General features: G+C 71.1%; 15 protein-coding genes, 1 tRNA gene and 1 pseudogene. 13 read left to right on the top strand and 4 right to left on the bottom strand.

Annotated features, from left to right (window positions below):
* Positions 1–5 precede the first annotated feature (5 nt).
* A complete protein-coding gene (locus tag DA075_RS33105; RefSeq protein ID WP_099957345.1) occupies positions 6–908 on the top strand; it encodes an alpha/beta hydrolase in 903 nt (300 codons plus the stop codon).
* A 73-nt stretch (positions 909–981) separates the two neighbouring features.
* On the opposite strand, the pseudogene DA075_RS37925 reads toward DA075_RS33105, so the two are convergent.
* Positions 982–1,318 (bottom strand): annotated as a pseudogene (locus DA075_RS37925) (methyl-accepting chemotaxis protein); the annotation flags it as partial.
* A gap of 7 nt (positions 1,319–1,325) precedes the next feature.
* A complete protein-coding gene (locus tag DA075_RS33110) occupies positions 1,326–1,619 on the bottom strand; it encodes a helix-turn-helix domain-containing protein (RefSeq protein ID WP_232388822.1) in 294 nt (97 codons plus the stop codon).
* A 264-nt stretch (positions 1,620–1,883) separates the two neighbouring features.
* Here DA075_RS33110 and DA075_RS33115 point away from each other — a divergent pair, with 264 nt between their 5' ends.
* The 6 genes from DA075_RS33115 (at position 1,884) to DA075_RS33140 (ending at position 7,218) form a co-directional block, all read left to right on the top strand.
* Positions 1,884–2,372: an META domain-containing protein gene (locus DA075_RS33115; RefSeq protein ID WP_099957593.1), complete on the top strand. Its 489-nt coding sequence runs from the start codon at positions 1,884–1,886 to the stop codon at positions 2,370–2,372.
* A 211-nt stretch (positions 2,373–2,583) separates the two neighbouring features.
* A complete protein-coding gene (locus tag DA075_RS33120; RefSeq protein WP_244936653.1) occupies positions 2,584–3,714 on the top strand; it encodes an ABC transporter substrate-binding protein in 1,131 nt (376 codons plus the stop codon).
* 232 nt (positions 3,715–3,946) lie between these two features.
* Positions 3,947–4,828 (top strand): branched-chain amino acid ABC transporter permease, encoded by an 882-nt coding sequence (locus DA075_RS33125; protein WP_099957347.1) that lies wholly within the window; start codon positions 3,947–3,949, stop codon positions 4,826–4,828.
* 5 nt (positions 4,829–4,833) lie between these two features.
* Positions 4,834–5,673, top strand: coding sequence for a branched-chain amino acid ABC transporter permease (locus DA075_RS33130; RefSeq protein ID WP_099957348.1), 840 nt, complete (start codon positions 4,834–4,836; stop codon positions 5,671–5,673).
* A 4-nt stretch (positions 5,674–5,677) separates the two neighbouring features.
* Entirely contained in the window at positions 5,678–6,487 is an 810-nt protein-coding gene (locus DA075_RS33135) for an ABC transporter ATP-binding protein (protein ID WP_099957349.1), read from the top strand.
* A 20-nt stretch (positions 6,488–6,507) separates the two neighbouring features.
* Positions 6,508–7,218: an ABC transporter ATP-binding protein gene (locus DA075_RS33140; RefSeq protein WP_210207097.1), complete on the top strand. Its 711-nt coding sequence runs from the start codon at positions 6,508–6,510 to the stop codon at positions 7,216–7,218.
* A 12-nt stretch (positions 7,219–7,230) separates the two neighbouring features.
* Here DA075_RS33140 and DA075_RS33145 read toward each other — a convergent pair whose 3' ends face one another.
* Complete coding sequence (locus DA075_RS33145; protein ID WP_244936654.1) at positions 7,231–9,312, bottom strand: transglycosylase domain-containing protein; 2,082 nt, start codon at positions 9,310–9,312, stop codon at positions 7,231–7,233.
* A gap of 451 nt (positions 9,313–9,763) precedes the next feature.
* Between DA075_RS33145 and DA075_RS33150 the strand changes: the two genes are divergently transcribed.
* The gene (locus tag DA075_RS33150) at positions 9,764–10,849 is read left to right on the top strand and encodes a hypothetical protein (RefSeq protein ID WP_244936655.1); all 1,086 of its coding nucleotides are present in this window, start codon (positions 9,764–9,766) and stop codon (positions 10,847–10,849) included.
* Positions 10,850–11,241: 392 nt separating this feature from the next.
* Positions 11,242–12,876 carry an ABC1 kinase family protein gene (locus DA075_RS33155; protein ID WP_099957353.1) on the top strand — a complete coding sequence of 545 codons (1,635 nt, stop codon included), beginning with the start codon at positions 11,242–11,244 and terminating at the stop codon, positions 12,874–12,876.
* A gap of 115 nt (positions 12,877–12,991) precedes the next feature.
* Here the strand turns inward: DA075_RS33155 and DA075_RS33160 are convergent, their stop codons facing one another.
* Positions 12,992–13,189, bottom strand: coding sequence for a hypothetical protein (locus tag DA075_RS33160; protein ID WP_099957354.1), 198 nt, complete (start codon positions 13,187–13,189; stop codon positions 12,992–12,994).
* Positions 13,190–13,759: 570 nt separating this feature from the next.
* On the opposite strand from DA075_RS33160, the gene DA075_RS33165 reads away from it, so the two are divergent.
* The 4 genes from DA075_RS33165 (at position 13,760) to DA075_RS33180 (ending at position 16,747) form a co-directional block, all read left to right on the top strand.
* Positions 13,760–14,299: a cupin domain-containing protein gene (locus tag DA075_RS33165; RefSeq protein ID WP_099957355.1), complete on the top strand. Its 540-nt coding sequence runs from the start codon at positions 13,760–13,762 to the stop codon at positions 14,297–14,299.
* Positions 14,300–14,605: 306 nt separating this feature from the next.
* Complete coding sequence (locus tag DA075_RS33170; RefSeq protein ID WP_099957356.1) at positions 14,606–14,950, top strand: hypothetical protein; 345 nt, start codon at positions 14,606–14,608, stop codon at positions 14,948–14,950.
* Positions 14,951–15,039: 89 nt separating this feature from the next.
* A tRNA-Ser gene (locus DA075_RS33175) sits at positions 15,040–15,129 on the top strand.
* A gap of 85 nt (positions 15,130–15,214) precedes the next feature.
* Positions 15,215–16,747: a site-specific integrase gene (locus DA075_RS33180; RefSeq protein WP_099957357.1), complete on the top strand. Its 1,533-nt coding sequence runs from the start codon at positions 15,215–15,217 to the stop codon at positions 16,745–16,747.
* Positions 16,748–16,826 lie beyond the last annotated feature (79 nt).

A 16,826-nucleotide genomic window follows, 5' to 3' on the forward strand; every position in this document is an offset into this window, starting at 1 on the left:
GCGCGATGTCCCCTGCCCTCGTCGTTCACGCCACCGGCCCCGGCGGTCGGCTCGAAGGCACTTGGCAGTCGGCGTCGCCCGGCGCACCCGTCCTCCTCATCATCCCGGGTTCTGGGCCGACCGATCGCGACGGCAACAACCCGGGCGGCGTGACGGCCGGCACCTACCGCCTCCTCGCCGAGGGGCTGGCGGCGCGCGGCATCGCCTCCCTGCGGATCGACAAGCGCGGCATGTATGGCAGCCGGCTCGCCGCCGCCGATCCCAACGCGGTGACATTCGGCGACTACGTCGACGACGTCCGGGCCTGGATCGCGGAGATCCGCCGGCGCGACGCGGCGGCGCCGGTCTGGCTCCTCGGCCACAGCGAGGGCGGGCTGGTGGCCCTGGCGGCGGCGCGGACCTCGCCCAGCCTTGCCGGACTGATCCTGGCGGCGGTGCCGGGCCGCCCGCTCGGCGCGGTGCTCCGCGAGCAGCTCGCCGCCGACCCGGCCAATGCGGGCATCCTGGCCGAGGCGCTCGACGCGCTGGCCCGCTTCGAGCATGGCAAGCGGGTCGAGACCGTGAGCCCGATGCTGCAGCCGCTGTTCCGCCCCGCGGTGCAGGGCTTCCTGATCAGCATGCTCCGGGTCGATCCTGCGGCGCTGATCGCGCAGGCGCGGGTGCCGGTGCTCATCCTGCAGGGCGCGCGCGACATCCAGGTCGGTCGTGCCGACGCGGAAACCCTGCACCGCGCGTGCCCCGCGTCCCGCCTGGTGGTGCTGGCCGAGGCCAACCACGTCCTCAAGCCCGTCGCATCGGACGACCGGGCTGCGAACATCGCCGCCTACCGGGATCCAGGCCTGCCCCTTGCCGAGGGAGCGGTCGATGCGATCGCCGCCATGGTGGGCGGCGGGACAGCCGTTCCCTGACTCGGCTGCCCCGCGAGAAATCGTCCCGCGGGACCCGCTCTCGCCCATCCCGGCCGGAGCCCCGCGCTTCGCATCACGCCGCCCGGATCGTCTCGGCGAAGCGGCGCGCCTCGGCGCTCAGGCGGCCGGACTGATGCGACAGGCCGGAGGACGCCGATATGGCCCGTGACCTCGCCGGTCCCGGTCGCGGCCTGGGAGACGTTGCGGACGATCTCCTGGGTCGCCGCGTCCTGCTCCTCCACCTCAGCCGCGATCGAGGCGGACACGCCGCCGATCACGCGGATGCTGCCGGCGATGGCCGCGACCACCGAACCGGTCGAATCGCGCACCGCCCCGACCTGGCCGGCGAGGGCCTTCGGCTCGGCGGCGACGACCGCGAAGCCCCGTCCCGCCGCGCCCGCGACGCCGGCCAGTCGGTCAGCGGTCGTTCTCGGTGGTGAGCTCGCTCGGATGGATGCCCTTGTCCGGCGCATCGTCCGGGCGCAGCCGGGCGTCCGGATAGGCGCCGTCGGTCAGCTCCACCCCCGCCGCCACCAGGGCGCCGCGGATCGCGGCCCGCTGCTCGGGCGACGGCGGGTAGCGGCCCGCCTCGAAGTGGCGGATGCTCTCCGCGTCGACATTGGCGCGCAAGGCCAGGTCGTCCTCCGACCAGCCCAGCAGGTCCCGCGCCCGGCGCAGCTGCGCCGCCGTGATGTCGTCTGCGCCGTTCACTGAAGCTCGCCCCCTGCTCTCTCGTGGCTCGTTCCGTCGCGCAACGCTGCGGCGACGCCCTGGCTAACGGCGGGGCTCCGCTTTCGTTGCCACACCGACAAGCTTTCGCGAGTCGTGCCATATTATGGCCAAGCTTGCCGCATAATTGCAACAGTCGTCGGCAAGATGCCGCGACGAGGCATCCGCGCCGGCAGTCAGGGTTGCGGGCGCGGAATGCCCTCTCTACGGTCCGCCACCAACACGACAAGACAAATGGGGAATGCGATGAAGGCGATGCAGGTTGCGCTGGCCGCTGGTGCCGTCGCGCTGTTGGCGTCGGCGACGCAGGCTTCGGCGCAGAACATGATGGGCTACGGCCAGAAGAACCGGGACAAGGCCAGCACGCCGCAATACATCCCGCCGACGAAGGCCCAGGAGAAGGTCTTCCCGCTCGATTCGACCTGGACGGCGGTGAGCCTCAACGGCAAGCCCTTCGCGGGGACCGAGCGGCCGAGCTTCATCATCGACAAGCAGTACCGCGCCCGCGGCTTCGGCGGCTGCAACACCTTCGCGGCGACCGCCTTCCCGCTCAAGGAGCAGCACCTGGCGGTCGGCCCGCTGGCGCTGACCAAGCGCAATTGCGACAAGGTGGTCGGCGCCTCCGAGATGCAGTTCCTCACCGCGCTGCGCACCTCGGGCCAATGGGATCTGGTCGGCTCGCAGCTGGTGATCAAGAGCCAGGCCGGCGAGCTGCGCTTCGACCGCGCGCTCTGAGCCGTCTCGCCCGGCCGAACCCGCTCGACAGGACGGCCCCGCTGCGAAGCGGGGCCGTTCTCGCATGCGCGCACGACCGGAATCGATTTACCTCCCCGCTCCAGTGCTTTAAGGCCCTGTCTCGTCCAGCGCGACGGTTCGGGGTCCAGGCCCGCATCGGCACGCGGCCCAACGAGAACGGCGGATGCGAGGAGGAACCGGGATGCGGTCGATGTCGAGGAGAGTGCTGCTCGCGGCGGCGCTGCTGGGGAGCAGCCTGGCCGGCGCGCAGGCGCAGGACAAGGCACCGGTGAAGCTCGGCGCGATCGAGATCCTCACCGGGCCGAACAGCCGTTACGGCATCGCGATCCAGCGCGGGTTCGACCTCGCGCTCGCCGACATCAACAAGGCCGGCGGCGTGCTCGGCGGCCGTCCCCTGGCCATCGCCTACGAGGATTCGGCCGGGGCCAAGGAGCAGGCGCTCAACGCCGCCCGCAAGCTGATCGGCCGCGACAAGGTCCCGCTGATCCTCGGCCCGACCCTGTCGAACGAGATGTTCGCCGCCGGCCCCGTCGCCAACGAGCGCAAGGTGCCGATCGTCGGCACCTCGACCACCGCCAACGGCATCACGGCGATCGGCCCCTACGTCTTCCGCACCTCGCTGCCCGAGGCCGACGTCATCCCGGTCACGCTCAAGACCGCCAAGGACAAGTTCGGCATCAAGCGCGTCGCCGTGATGTACGGTAACGACGACGCCTTCACCAAGTCGGCCTACGACGTGATGAAGGCCTCGCTCGAGAAGCTCGGCATCGAGACCCTGACGACCGAGACCTTCGGCTCGAAGGATTCGGATTTTTCCGCCCAGCTCACCAAGATCAAGGCGCTGAACCCCGACGCGATCGTGCTGTCGGCGCTGGTCGAGGCGGCGTCGGGCATCGAGCTTCAGGCGCGCCAGCTCGGCATCCCCGAGAAGGTGTTCTTCATCGGCGGCAACGGCCTGAACTCGCCCAAGCTCGGCGACATCGCCGGCAAGGCGGCGGACGGCACCCTCGTCGGCAGCCCGTGGTTCATCGGCAAGCCGGACGCGGCCAACCAGGCCTTCGTCAACGCCTTCAAGGACAAGTACGGCGGCGACCTGCCCGACCAGTTCGCGGCCCAGGCCTACGACACCCTGTTCATCGTCGCCAAGGCGATCGACGCCGCCGGCGCGCCGGACTCCGAGAAGATCAAGGACGCGCTGATCAAGGTGAAGCACACCGGCGTGATGGGGCCGTTCTCCTTCTCCGACAGCCGCGACCCGGCCGATACCTCCGGCGTGGTGGTGCTGGTGATGAAGGGCGGCAAGTTCCAGCTGCTGCAGTAAGTCGGCGTCGATCAACGGTGCGTCGGGAATAGAACGCAGGATCCCCTCTCCCACACGGGAGAGGGGAACCGCGCTTTATTTATCACGCGCCGGCGCCGGCCCGTCCCGCGCCCCGCTTCCCACCGATTGACCCGCCGCGCGATATCCGCCACGTCGCGCCATCGCCATCCTGTCCGGCCCTGAAGGCCGGGCCGCAGCGGGCGCCGGGCGCCCCTCGAACTCTTTAAGCCCCATGCTTGAGCAGCAGCTCGTCAACGGCGTCGTGCTCGGCGCGACCTACGCCCTCTTCGCCATCGGCTTCACGCTGATGTTCGGGGTGATGGGCGTGATCAACCTCACCTACGGGGTCTACTTCGCCCTGGGCGCCTTCGCGGCGCTCTGGAGCACGCAGGCGGCCGGGCTGCCGATCTGGGCGGCGCTGCCGGTCGGTGCGCTGATCGCCGGACTGATCGCCGTCCTCCTCGACACCCTGCTCCTCACCCGGCTGCGCAAGGCGAAGGCGCCCGAACTCGCGTCCCTGATGGTGACGCTCGGCGCCACGCTCTTCCTCTATGCCGGCATGGCGGCGGCGTTGGGTACCGAGATCCGGCGCTTCCCGGCCGAGGTCTTTTCCGGGGGCGCCTACAGCCTCGGCGACGTGCGGATCGGCACCACCCAGATCCTGATCCTCGCCGCCGCCATCGTGCTGATGCTGGCGCTGCTGGCGCTGGTGCGCGGCTCGCGGGTCGGCCTCGCCATCCGGGCGGTGGCCGAGAACCCGGACGCCGCGTCGCTGATGGGCATCAACGGCGCCCTGATGCTGCGGGTGGTGTCGTTCCTGTCCGGCGCCATCGGAGGCGCGGCGGGGGTGCTCGTCGGGCTCAACTTCAACGCCATCCAGCCCTTCATGGGCGAGCACATGATGCTCCGCGGCTTCGCGGTCATCATCGTGGGCGGGCTCGGCGACCTGCGCGGCGCCCTCCTCGCCGGCCTGCTTCTCGGCCTCGCCGAGGTGCTCACCGCCGCCTACCTCTCCTCGACCCTCAAGGACATGATCGCCTTCGCCCTCCTCGTCGCCACCCTGTGGTTCCGTCCGCTCGGCCTGTTCGGCCGCGCCGCCGCCAAGCGGGCCTGAACACCATGTGGGAAGCCCTCGACGATTTCTACTGGACCTACCAGAGCCTGATCCACGGGATCGGGGTGAACGGCATCCTGGCCTTGTCGGTCTACGTGGTGCTGGCGGTGGGCCAGCTCTCCCTCGGCCAGGCCGCCTTCATGGGCGTCGGCGCCTATACGGGCGCCCTGCTCTCGGTGAAGTTCGGCGCGCCCTTCGCCGTGTCGATGGTCGCCGCCGCCCTGGTGCCGGCCGTGCTGGCCTTGATCGTCGGCGGGCCGACTTTGCGGCTCACCGGCGTCTACCTCGCCATCGCGACGATCGGGCTCGGCGAGATCACCCGCATCGTCTTCCTCAACTGGGACTATGCCGGTGGGGCGCTCGGCCTTTCCAACATCCCGGAGCGCGGCGGCGTGCCGGCGATCTACGGCACCCTCGCGGTGCTGCTCGTCGGCCTGACGCTCGTGGCACGCTCCCGCGTCGGCCGCGCCATGGAGGCGATGCGCGAGGACGAGGCCGCGGCCGGCGTGATGGGGGTGAACCTGCCGCGCTACCGGCTGGTGGCCCTCGTCGCCTCCTCGGCCATGGCCGGGGTGGCGGGCTGCCTTTCGGCCCATGTCTCCTCGTTCATCGGCCCGAACGAGTACGGGTTCGAGGCGGCGGTGACGATCCTGAGCTACGCGTTGCTCGGCGGCATCGGCTCGCCGCTCGCGCCGGTGCTGGGCTCGACGATTCTCACGCTGCTGCCGGAGGTGCTGCGCCCGCTCGCCGATTTCCGCCTGATGGTGAACGGCCTGATCATCGTGCTCGCCGTCCTCTTCATGCCCCGGGGCATCCTGCCCTGGCGCATCGCCCGGACGGGCTGACGCGATGACTCAGCACGTCTCGGCACTCCTCACCGTCCAGGGCCTGACCCGCCGCTTCCAGGGCCTCGTCGCGGTCGATTCGGTCGACTTCGCAGTCCGGCCCGGCACCGTCCACGGGCTGATCGGGCCGAACGGCGCCGGCAAGACCACCCTGTTCAACCTCGTCTCCGGCGTGCTGGCGCCGAGCGCCGGCAGCGTGCGCCTCGGCGACCAGCCGCTCGACGGGCTGCCGCCCTATCGGCGCACGGCGCTCGGCCTCGCCCGCACGTTCCAGAACATCCGCATCTTCTCCGAGATGACGGTGCTCGAGAACGTGATGACCGGCCTGCACACGCGGCTGTTCTCGACCTGGGGCATCCTGCTCCGCGGCCCCGGATTCCGGGCCGAGGAGCGCCAGGCCAAGGCCAAGGCGCGCGACCTCCTCTCCTTCGTGGGCCTGTCCGAGGCTGCCGACACCCGCGCGGGCGACCTGCCCTACGGCGACCAGCGCCGGCTCGAGATCGCCCGGGCGCTGGCCTGCGAGCCGCGTCTCGTGCTCCTCGACGAACCCGCCGCCGGCATGAACCCGGCCGAGACCCACGCCCTCCTCGGCCTCCTGCGCCGCCTGCGCGACGAGCGCGGCCTGACCCTGCTGCTCGTCGAGCACGACATGCCCCTCGTGATGAGCCTGTGCGATCGGCTGACGGTCCTGAATTTCGGCCGGCGGATCGCCGACGGCACGCCCGCGGAGGTGCGCGCCCATCCGGCGGTGATCGAGGCCTATCTGGGCACCGGCAGCCACGAGGTCGGCGTGAGCCGGGGACAAGCATCATGACTCGATCGGTCGTGAGCGAGTTGCTCGCAGTGGAAGGCCTGCGCCTCGGCTACGGCCGGGCCGACGTGGTCCACGGCATCGGCCTGTCGGTGCGGCGCGGCAGCATCGTGTCGCTGATCGGCTCCAACGGCGCCGGCAAGACCACGATCCTGCGCAGCCTCTCGGGGCTCATGAAGCCCCGGGCCGGCCGGGTGCTGTTCGGCGACGGGACGCCGGTCGACATCGCCGGCGAGGCCGCCCACCGCATCGCGCGGCGCGGCATCGTGCAGGTGCCGGAAGGGCGCCAGGTCTTCGCCAACATGACGGTGGCCGAGAACCTTCGGCTCGGCGCCTACCACGTGCCGGGGCCGGAAGCGGCGCGGCGGCAAGCGGCGGTCGAGGCGCGGTTTCCGCGGCTGGCCGAGCGGCTGCGCCAGCAGGCGGGCTACCTCTCGGGCGGCGAGCAGCAGATGCTGGCGATGGGCCGCGCCCTCATGGCCGAGCCGGTGCTCCTCCTCCTCGACGAGCCCTCGATGGGCCTCGCCCCCCTCATCGTCGACGAGATCTTCTCGATCATCGCGTCCTTGCGCGCGGAGGGCCGCACCATCCTGCTCGTCGAGCAGAATGCCAGCGCGGCGCTCGCCATCGCCGATTACGCCTACGTGCTGGAGACCGGGCGCATCCGGCTCCAGGGCCAGGCGGCGGACATCGCCCGCAACCCGGAGGTGACGGCGGCGTATCTGGGGGTGTGAGGGCGGAAGCCCTCACTGCCAAACCCCCGCCTTGCGCGCCTTCGCGCTCGCCTCCGCCGCCTGCAAGTCCGGCGGGGCACCCGGTGCCGCCCGTCCGGCGCCGTTGAACAGAACCACCTCCGACAGGTCCTGGTCGCCGGCGCGGCAGCGGTACAGATCGGCGCCTCCCGCCGGCTGGCACGTCACCTCGCGCCGGCGCAGGTACTGGCGGAACTCGCGGGCGAGCGTGCCCCCCTGTCCCTCGACGCCGGCGAGGCGCACGCTCTGCCCGTCGAGGCGCAGGCGGCCGGTATCGATCACCCGCGGCACGCCGCGCAAGGCCGGGGTGGCGGTCGGGCGCTCGCCGGGATTCTGCCAGGCCGGGCGGGACGCCGGGCGGGTGGTGCTCCCGGTCTCGCGGGCGCCCTCCCGCGCCTCGGAGACCGGCGGCGCCGGGCGGGCTTTCGCCACCTGGGCCGAGAAATCCTGAAACAACGCCTCCGGCCCGTCGCCGGCCCCGTTCTCGGCCGCCGCGCCGGAAAGATAGGTGCCGACAAGGAGGTCGCCGACCGGTCCGATGAACAGCCCATCCCGGCTCGACGGATCGTCGGTGCTCTCCGGCGGTCGGGCGAGGCCGGCGAGCAGCCCGAGGAGCGCCGTGCGCCGCTCCGCCGCCGGCATCGGTCCGGCGACCAGCCGGTCGTAGACCGGGCGGCCGTCGCGCCCGAGATGGCGCAGGCTGGCGCTCGCAGCCCGGCGGGCCTCGGGCGTGTCGACGAGGGACGCGCCGCCGGCCACCACCGCCTGCACGCCGCCATCCGGGCCGAGGGCCAGGAAGCCTGCCCGGGCGCCGCCGCGGCCGGCGGCGTCGAGGCGGCGCTCTACCGCCGTCTCGGCCATGGCCTGGAGGTCGCGGTCGAGGGTGGTGCGCAGCACCGCCTCGCGGGGCCACCCGGGGCCGAGACGGCCCGCGGCCTCGGCCAGGACGAGATCGGGGAATCCGCTGCGGGTCACCGGCGTGGTGCCGACGGGGCTGAGACCATCGAGCGCCCGCCCGGCTTGCCCGGCCTCGGTCGCGCCGAGCGTGCCGCGCATCACCATGCCGTCGAGCACCGCGTGGCCGAGCGCCCGGGCCGCGTTCACGTCCCGGTCGGGCTGCAGGCCGGGGGCGAGGGTCAGGCCGGCGAGATAAGCCGCCTCCGGCGTGTCGAGGGAGACCGCCGCCTTGTTGAACAGGGCCCTGGCCGCGGCGTCGATTCCGGTGAGGCCGGGGCCGAAACGGGCGAGGTCGAGGGCGCGGGCGAGGATCCGCGCGTCGCTCTCCCGCACCGAGAGCCACAGGACCAGCATCGCCTCGCGCACCCGGTCGGCGAGGCTGCGCGGCTGACCCGGCGCGGCTCCGATGAGGTCGCGGCGGACCAGGCGCTGGGTCAGGCGCGGGCCGCCGGACCGGGGGCCGTCGCTGATCGTATCGCGGAAGGCCCGCCCGATCACGGCCGCCACCCCCGCCGCATCGAGCCGGTAGCCGTCCTCGAACCACGGATCCTGCGCGGCGAGGAACGCTTGGCGCATGGCGGGGGACACGGCGTCCAGCGGGAGAGGCTGCCCCCGGACGACGTCGCGGCGGGCGACCGGCGTGCCATCCTCCGCCTGTATCGTGAGGGTGCGTGGCGAAGGCCGGCTGCCGCTCAAGGGTGGCAGCGTCGCGGCGCACCAGACGAGGAACAGGGCCGCGAGGCTCGCACCGCCGAGGCCGGCGAGCAGCAGAGCGCGGCCCCAGGGCAGCGCCCCGGCCCGCCGCGCGGCACCGGCGGCGCGGGCCGCGAGCGGATGGGCGCCGACGCGCTCGGCCGCCCCCTGCCAGGCGGGTGCGACCCGTCGCAGCGGCCCGGCAGCGGCGGCGAGCACCGGCTGGAGGTGCCCGGCGGCCTGGCTTCCAGCCCGGGCGGCGCCGGCGCGGACCTGCGCCAGCCCCGCCGACAGCGAGAGGACGCCGGGGGGGAGCCGGCTGCGCGCAGGGCCAACGCGGGAGGGAGAGGAGGCCTCCGGACGCTCCGGCGGCGGCTGCGGCGGGCTGGAGAGGTCGAGCCAATCCCGCCCGGGCTGCGTCGTCATCGGATCCGCCACCATCCTGAGCGCTCACCCTCCGCCTCGATGCCGCCGCGCCCGAAACCCTTAAGGCGGGGCGCGAAACGGCTACGGTCCCCGGCAACGTTGGCCCTGCGGAAACAGTTCCGCCCCAACCCACCCGAGACCGGCCGCGGAGCCTGAATGCGGCGCAGTCGGCTCGGCAATGCGGGTTGTGACGACAAGTCTTCGTACTCAAGCTCGGCCGTTAGGTACCCCGATAGTTCAGACGAACCGCGAATAGTCCGGAACGATATTTTGAAGTCGGCGTTTTGAAGCATCATCGAAGCGCTGCCGCATCCAATGCCGGCGCTCAGGGAGGCACCCGATCATGAACAGATTGACAGTTGGACTGGCCGCGCTGCTGCTCAGCACTTCGGCTTATGCACAAACGGCCGGTAGCCCGGCGGCCGGCGGCGCGCCGGGTCGCGGCGGCGAGATGAGCCAATCCGGCCCGAAGGCCGGACAAGGCGCCGGACAGATGGGCGCCGGCCAGCAGGCCCGCGGCGAGATGGGCAAGGGCGAGGCAGGCAAGGGCGAGGCGAAGGCCGACGGCCAGGCCGGAATGCGGGCCGAGCAGGGCCGCCAGGGTGCCGGCCGCGACGGCGTGAACCAAGGATCTATGACGGACCGCAAGGACGGGACCCGCGACCGCGCCGAGACCACCCGCGCCGGCGAGCGCGGGGCCGACCGCGACAGCCGCCGGGCGATGGATGAGCGCCGCGACGGCGAGCGCCGGATGGATCGCCGCGGCGACCGGGCCGACCGCATCGAGCGCCGTGAGGGCCGCGCCGGCTTCCGCAGCGAGGCGCGTGAGGACCGGATCACCACCGTCGGCGGCCGCCGCACTGTGACGATCGCAGGCCAGCGGGTGATCTACGGCTCGCCGGAATACCGCCGCCTCGTCATCCGCGAGAAGAGCGGGCCGCGCCGCTATGTCGTGGTGCGCGGCCAGCGGGTGATCTATGGCTCGCCGGAATACCGTCGCCTGATCGTCTCCGAGCGCAGCGGCTCCGACCGCTACGTCACGGTCTCGGGCCGTCGCGTCCTCGTCGGGTCGCCGGAATACCGTCGCCTGTCGGTGAGCGAGCGCAGCAGCGTCACCGGTAGCGTGCGCGGCCGCGAGGACGTGCGCAGCGAGCGCCGCGAGGATCGCCTGAGCCGGAGCGAGCAGCGCCGCGACGGCGCCGTGGACCGCGAGCGCAACCGCGACCTGTCGCGGGGCGAGATGAAGACCGACGCCAAGGACCGGCGCGAGATGGGCGAGCGCAACGGCGCCCGGCCCGAGCAGGCGGCGGGCAACCAGCCTGGCCGCACCGGTGGCGAGCGCGGCATGAACGACCGCCAGGCGAATGACCGCCAGATGGGCGGCCGCGGTACCGGCCCGGAGACCACCGGCAGCACCCAGCGCGGCGGTGCCGGCGGCGGCAAGTCGATGCAGGAGGGCGGAGCCCGGTCCATGCAGGAGGGCGGTGGCGCCAAGGCCGGCCAGCCCGGCGGCGCGGGTGCCGGTGGCCGCATGTAATCGGCCCCATCGCAGCGTCCGATGGTGAACGAGGCCGGTCCCGGGGGCACCCGGGGCCGGCCTTCGCGCGTGCGGCCGAGGTTGCGGAGGGGGGAGCCCGCGCGGGTTGCGGCAATGGAGCGCCCGGGCTCCGATGTGATTGTGCTCACCCGGGTCATGCGCTACCGCCGGGAGGCCTGCGCCGGCCGCCCCTTTCCCGCCCGGTTGACGCCGCATGGAGGCGGTCGAGCGCGCCGCGGACTGCCGGACGTGTTCGGGAGGATCAGGATGCCGATGCGCGCGCCCATCTCCACACTCGGCCCGGGCGAAGCCGTCGCCCGCGTCGCCTTGTCCGGCCGGCTCGCCCCGGCCGGCGCCCCCATCCATGCCAGCCGAGCAGATTCGACGCGCAGATGCTGAAAACCGCCATCGTCGCGGCGCGGGACCGCCAGCGCCTCCAGGAAATCGCCGGCATCCTGATCGGCTTCGGGGTCAACAAGGTCGTCGACCGGCTCGGCCTGCGGGCGATCCCGCGGCTCGCCTGGCGCAGCGCGCCCGCCGTCGATCTCACCCGCCTGTCGCAGCCCGAGCGCCTGCGCCGGGCGATCGAGGCCTTGGGGCCCACCTTCATCAAGCTCGGACAGGTGCTGGCGAGCCGCGCCGACCTCCTGGCCCCGCAATGGACCGAAGAGCTCGGCAAGCTGCACGACAAGGTCGCGCCGCTGCCCTGGGAGGTGATCCGGCCCCAGCTCGAGGCCGATCTCGGCGCCCCGCCCGCCGAGATCTTTTCGGAATTCGACACCAACCCGATCGCCTCGGCCTCGATCGCCCAGGTCTACCGGGCCCGGCTCGAGACCGGCGAGGAGGTGATCGTCAAGGTCCGGCGTCCGGGCCTGCAGAAGATCATCGAGGCGGACCTGCGGCTCCTGTCGCACGCCTCGCGCATCGTCGAGACCGAGTGGCCCGAGATGGCCCGCTACCGGCCGACCGAGCAGATGCGCCACATCGCCAACGGCCTGCGCGAGGAACTCGACCTCGCCAACGAGGGCCGCAACTGCGAGATGCTGGCAGCCCTGTTCCCCGACCGCGACGACGTGGTCTTCCCGAAGGTCTACTGGGAATACACCTCCGAGCGGGTGCTGGTGCAGGAATTCGTCCACGGCATCCCGCCGACGGACACCAAGCGCCTGGAGGAGGCCGGCCTCGACCGCAAGGTGCTGGCCCAGCGCGGGGTCGATGCCTTCCTGCAGATGGCCCTGATCGAGGGGCTGTTCCACGCCGATCCGCATCCCGGCAACCTGTTGGCGATGTCGGGCAACCGCATCGCCTTCATCGATTTCGGCATCGTCGGGCGGTTGTCGCAGCGACGGCGCTCGCAGCTCCTCGTGCTCATCGGCGCGATGCTGCAGGAGGACGCCGACGGGCTGATGGCGGTGCTGCTCGACTGGACCGGCGCCAGCAACCCGGACCTGACCCGGCTCGAAGCCGCCTCGCAGGCCTTCGTCACCCGCCACAACGGCGCGACGCTCAATCTCGGCCTCGTGCTGACCGACTTCATGACCATGGCCCGCGAGAACGACCTCGCGATGCCGACCGACCTCGCGATCCTGTTCAAGGGCCTGGTCACGGCCGACGGCGTGATGCGCCAGCTCGACCCCGCCTTCGACCTGTTCGCGGCCGCAGGCCCGACGGTGCGCCGCCACATGCGGGCGCAGTTCTCGGTCAAGGACATGAAGGGCAAGTTCCAGGGCCTGGCGACCGGGCTCTACGGCGCGGCCTCCGAACTGCCGACGCTGATCCACCTGATGCTGGTGCGGCTCAAGCAGGGCCGGGTCACGGTGGAGATCGAGCTCAAGGGCATGGACAAGCTGACACGGGGCATCGAGCGCGCCGCCGCCCGGGTCGCGGTCGGCCTCGTGGTGGCGGCCTTCGCCACCCAGCTCGCCCCGCGGCTGATGGAGCACGGCACCCCGGCCTTCGCCACCATCGGCATCCTGGTGCTGACGATCGGGATCGGCTGGATCCTGCTGCTCGCCCGCAACCGCTGAGGCGGCATCCGGACCCCGTCGCGCAACCCCGCGCGGCGCCTGGGCGAAACCTCGGACACACGATGGGGCCGCCCCCGGAGGGACGGCCCCTGCCCTGCTGATCGGTCTGCCGCGCTCAGGCGGCGAGGCGCCGGCCGCGCCGGCGGGCGTGCAGGTCCTGCGCCGCCCGGGTGGCGTGGCGCGGGCTGCGGAAGACCCGTCCCTCCAGTGTGTGGAAGTCCGGATGGGCGGAGAAGAAGCGGAAGCCGTCGGTCTCGGGAACGACGATTCCGGCGGAGGTCTCGCCGACCTCGACGATGCGGGCAGGCTGCATGGTTGCGTGTCTCCGGTCGCGGCCGCTCCTCGGGCGCCGCGGAATCCTGTCTCGGGAAAGCTTAGCAAGAGTCGGGCCGGTCTCGAGCGGCCCGGGCGGACGGCGCGCGCTCAGGCGCGGCGGCCGCCGCAGCGACACGGATCGCAGGAAGCCGGAACGGGATGGCCGGCGAAGGGCATGCGACAAGGCAGCATCGCGTGGATCTCCGGATTGGCCCACCGGCGCGTCGGAGGCGCCGGGGTGCTTTAGCGTTTGGTCTCGCGGCGCAATCGCCTCAAATCACCGCGGCGACGGGACCCGTCAGATCGGCCCCGAATGCCCGGTCACCATCGGCCGGCGGGGTGCCGAAGTCAACGAGAATGTTCTTTTTATGGAACAGTTTGAAAGACAATAGGTTTTCATTCACGCGCCACGCCGGAGCACAATCACAATGCTACGGCCGGTTTCTAGGCCATCGACTCGCACGCAACCGGTTTTCGTTCTTTAAAACAAACGGCGCGATGGCGTGCGGTCTGGCGCGCCGCCGTCGCGTGGCGCAGGATGCGGGCCTGGACCATCCGGAGAGCGCCGATGTCGGACGAGCCCCACGATCACGCCCAAGATCACTCCCACTCCCATGCCCCCGATCACGCCCACGATCACGCCCACGAGGCGCCGCGCTGGAAGCACGACGGCGTCCGGGTGATCACCGGCGACAAGCTGGACCCCAATACGGCGCAGACCCCCGGGATGTTCCGTCAGGCGGCGATCAACCACGCGCGGGTCGGAGCGCAGAAGATCTGGGCCGGCACGGTGGCAATCGAGCCCGATGCCAAGACCGGCGTGCATCATCACGGGGCGCTCGAGAGCGTGATCTACGTGGTGCGCGGCCGCGCCCGGATGCGTTGGGGCGAGCGGCTCGAATTCGTGGCCGAGGCAGGCCCGGGCGACTTCATCTACGTGCCTCCTTACGTCCCCCACCAAGAGATCAACGCTTCGCCGGACGAGGCGCTGGAATGCGTGCTGGTGCGCTCCGACAACGAGGCGGTGGTGGTCAACATCACCGACATCGAGCCCGTGGAACGGCCGGAAGCGGTCTACTGGGTCGACCCGATTCACAAGCATCCGTGACCGCACCGGCGCTGCGCGAGGGTGACAACGCGGGAGAGTAATCGCGGTTCCATGCCGCAGGATTGGGTCAGCCCACAGTCTCCCGCGGGCCGATGTCGCAGGTTTCGCCCCGGTCGTACCCTCGTTTCATTGCTCCGGCACCGGATCGGCGGGACGGCGGCGGGGCCCGGCGCCCGGCAGGACAGTGGCCCCGGCGCATCACGTCTCGTGACGACTTGGATGCTGGGGATTTCCTGCCTGCGCTTAACCGCCTGTTAAGCACGCCGGGTGACCCTGGGGGTAATTCCAGATTGTCCCGAGGTTCCCATGCCCGCGCAGCAGGCCCGCCTGCCCTTTTCCGACGACTGCCCGGTCTCTCTCGACGTACTCGGCACGCTCTATCGCGGCGACGCCGAGCTGGTGGACACGGTCCTCTCCGAGATCCCGTCGGCGACCCGCGCCCGTCTCGCGACCTACCTGTACGGCAAGAGCCACCTTCACGCCCTCGGGTTGCGGGTCGCCTCCGCCTGCACCGAGACCGACCTCGTGCGGGTGGCCGGAACCGCCGGGGCGGTGCTGTTCGCCCAATCCCGCGCCGCACCGCGGGCCCCCGAGATCCGCCATTCCGGCCAGCGCCGCATCAGCCTCGCAGGCAGCCGCTCCGTCGCCTGACGGCAAATTTCGGTTTCTCGCCGATCCCCGCTTGTGGTCCGTCGAGAACCCGTGCTAATGCCCCGCCTGCGCTGGCGACGGCGCGCCGCGGAGAGGTGGCAGAGCGGTTGAATGCACCGCACTCGAAATGCGGCATGGGCGCAAGTCCATCGGGGGTTCGAATCCCTCCCTCTCCGCCAAGCTTGCTAAAAGCTCAATCATTCCGGTAAGTTGCTGTCCCGCAACGGTTTCGTACGGCCCGCTTGGTACAAACGGGTGGTACAAATGCCCCTGCCGATGGCCCGTCCCTGGAAGCACCACAACGGCGTCTACTACGCTCGCAAGGGCGTGCCAGCTCACCTGCGCCCGCTGGTCGGCAAGTGGACCGTGATGGTCAGCCTCGGGACGAAGGACCCCGACGAAGCCCGCCGGCTGCACCCCGAGGCGATCCGCGAGATCGAGGAATGGCTGGCCGCGCTTGAGGCTGGCCCGAAGGCGCTAAGCGAGCGAGAGGCCCACGAACTCGCCTCCCCTGTCCGCGACGACTGGGTAGCCCCCCACCGCGACAATCCGAGCCGCAACCCATGGCGGACCGATCTCTTCGAGCGCCTGTGGCGGAATAGGAGGGCCGGCCTGTGGGGTCGGCCAGACCTGATTCATCAGGTCCTCCACGGCGAGTACGCCGACCGCGGCGAGGACGGGATGGAAGTGCTCTGCTACGAGCACGCCGATCAGCTCATTGAAGCGAAGGGACTGGTCGTCGATAAGGACGGTCGTCGCACCCTCGCCAAGGCGGTCGGGGCGGCACTCCAGCGCGCCAGCCTGACCCTAGAGCGATTCGCGCTTGGCGATGTGGGTGACGAAGCACCGCCTGTGCGACCCCGCTTTGCAGCCTCTGTGCCCGCCGCCAAGGCCTCGCCGTCGAAGGTCGAGTTCGATGAGCTCGTGAAAGGTTGGGCCGCCGAGCGCAAACCGGCCGAGAAGACGCTTTACGATTGGAAGCGCGTGATGGTGCAGCTCGCCGAATTTCTTGGGCATCGCGATGCAGCCCGGGTCACGAGTGAGGATCTGATCGCCTGGAAGAACAGCCTCGTCGGATCCGGGCTTGCCGCGAAAACCATCCGCGAAAGTCGTTTGGCGCCCGTTCGGGCGATTCTGCGATGGGGCGTCGACAACCGCCGGCTCACCGATAATGCTGCCGAGCGGATCACGATCAGCGTCAAGCAGAAACCGGGTCAGGGTAAGCGTGGCTTCAAGGACGCTGAGGCTGCCCAGATCCTGCAGGCGGCGGCCACAGAGAACGATCCCGTGAAGCGGTGGGTGCCACTCGTCTGCGCGTACTCGGGTGCGCGGCTGTCGGAGGTGTGCCAGCTTCGCGTCCAGGATATCAGCGAGGTCGACGGGATCCCCGTCATGCACTTCGATGCCGAGGCCGGGTCGCTGAAGAATGTCGGCTCGGAGCGGACGGTGCCCCTGCACTCCGCGCTCATCACGGCCGGCTTCCTCGACTTCGTACGCCGCCAGAAGGCTGGGCCTTTGTTCCCAGATTTGCCGCCAGATAAGTTCGGCAAGCGCGGTGGCAACGGCACCAAGATCCTCGGTCGATGGGTGCGCGGGCTCGGCCTGACCGATCCACGCCTCGCCCCGAATCACTCATGGCGGCACCGCTTTAAAACCCTAGCGCGAAATCATGGCCTTGCTAGCGATGTCACTGATGCGATCACCGGCCATGCGCATCGAACGGTTGGAGATGGATATGGCCAGTATGACGTTCAGGCGATGAAGAGAGAAATAGAAAAAATTCCTAGATTACAATGAGGAATTGCGCATGGCGCCCATCTGCGTGCGCGGCTGCGCGCCCTGGCGGGTGAGCGATGCCTGTTAGGCTAGCACTGCC

The sequence above is a fragment of the Methylobacterium currus genome, assembly GCF_003058325.1.
GTDB classification, from domain to species: Bacteria; Pseudomonadota; Alphaproteobacteria; order Rhizobiales; family Beijerinckiaceae; genus Methylobacterium; species Methylobacterium currus.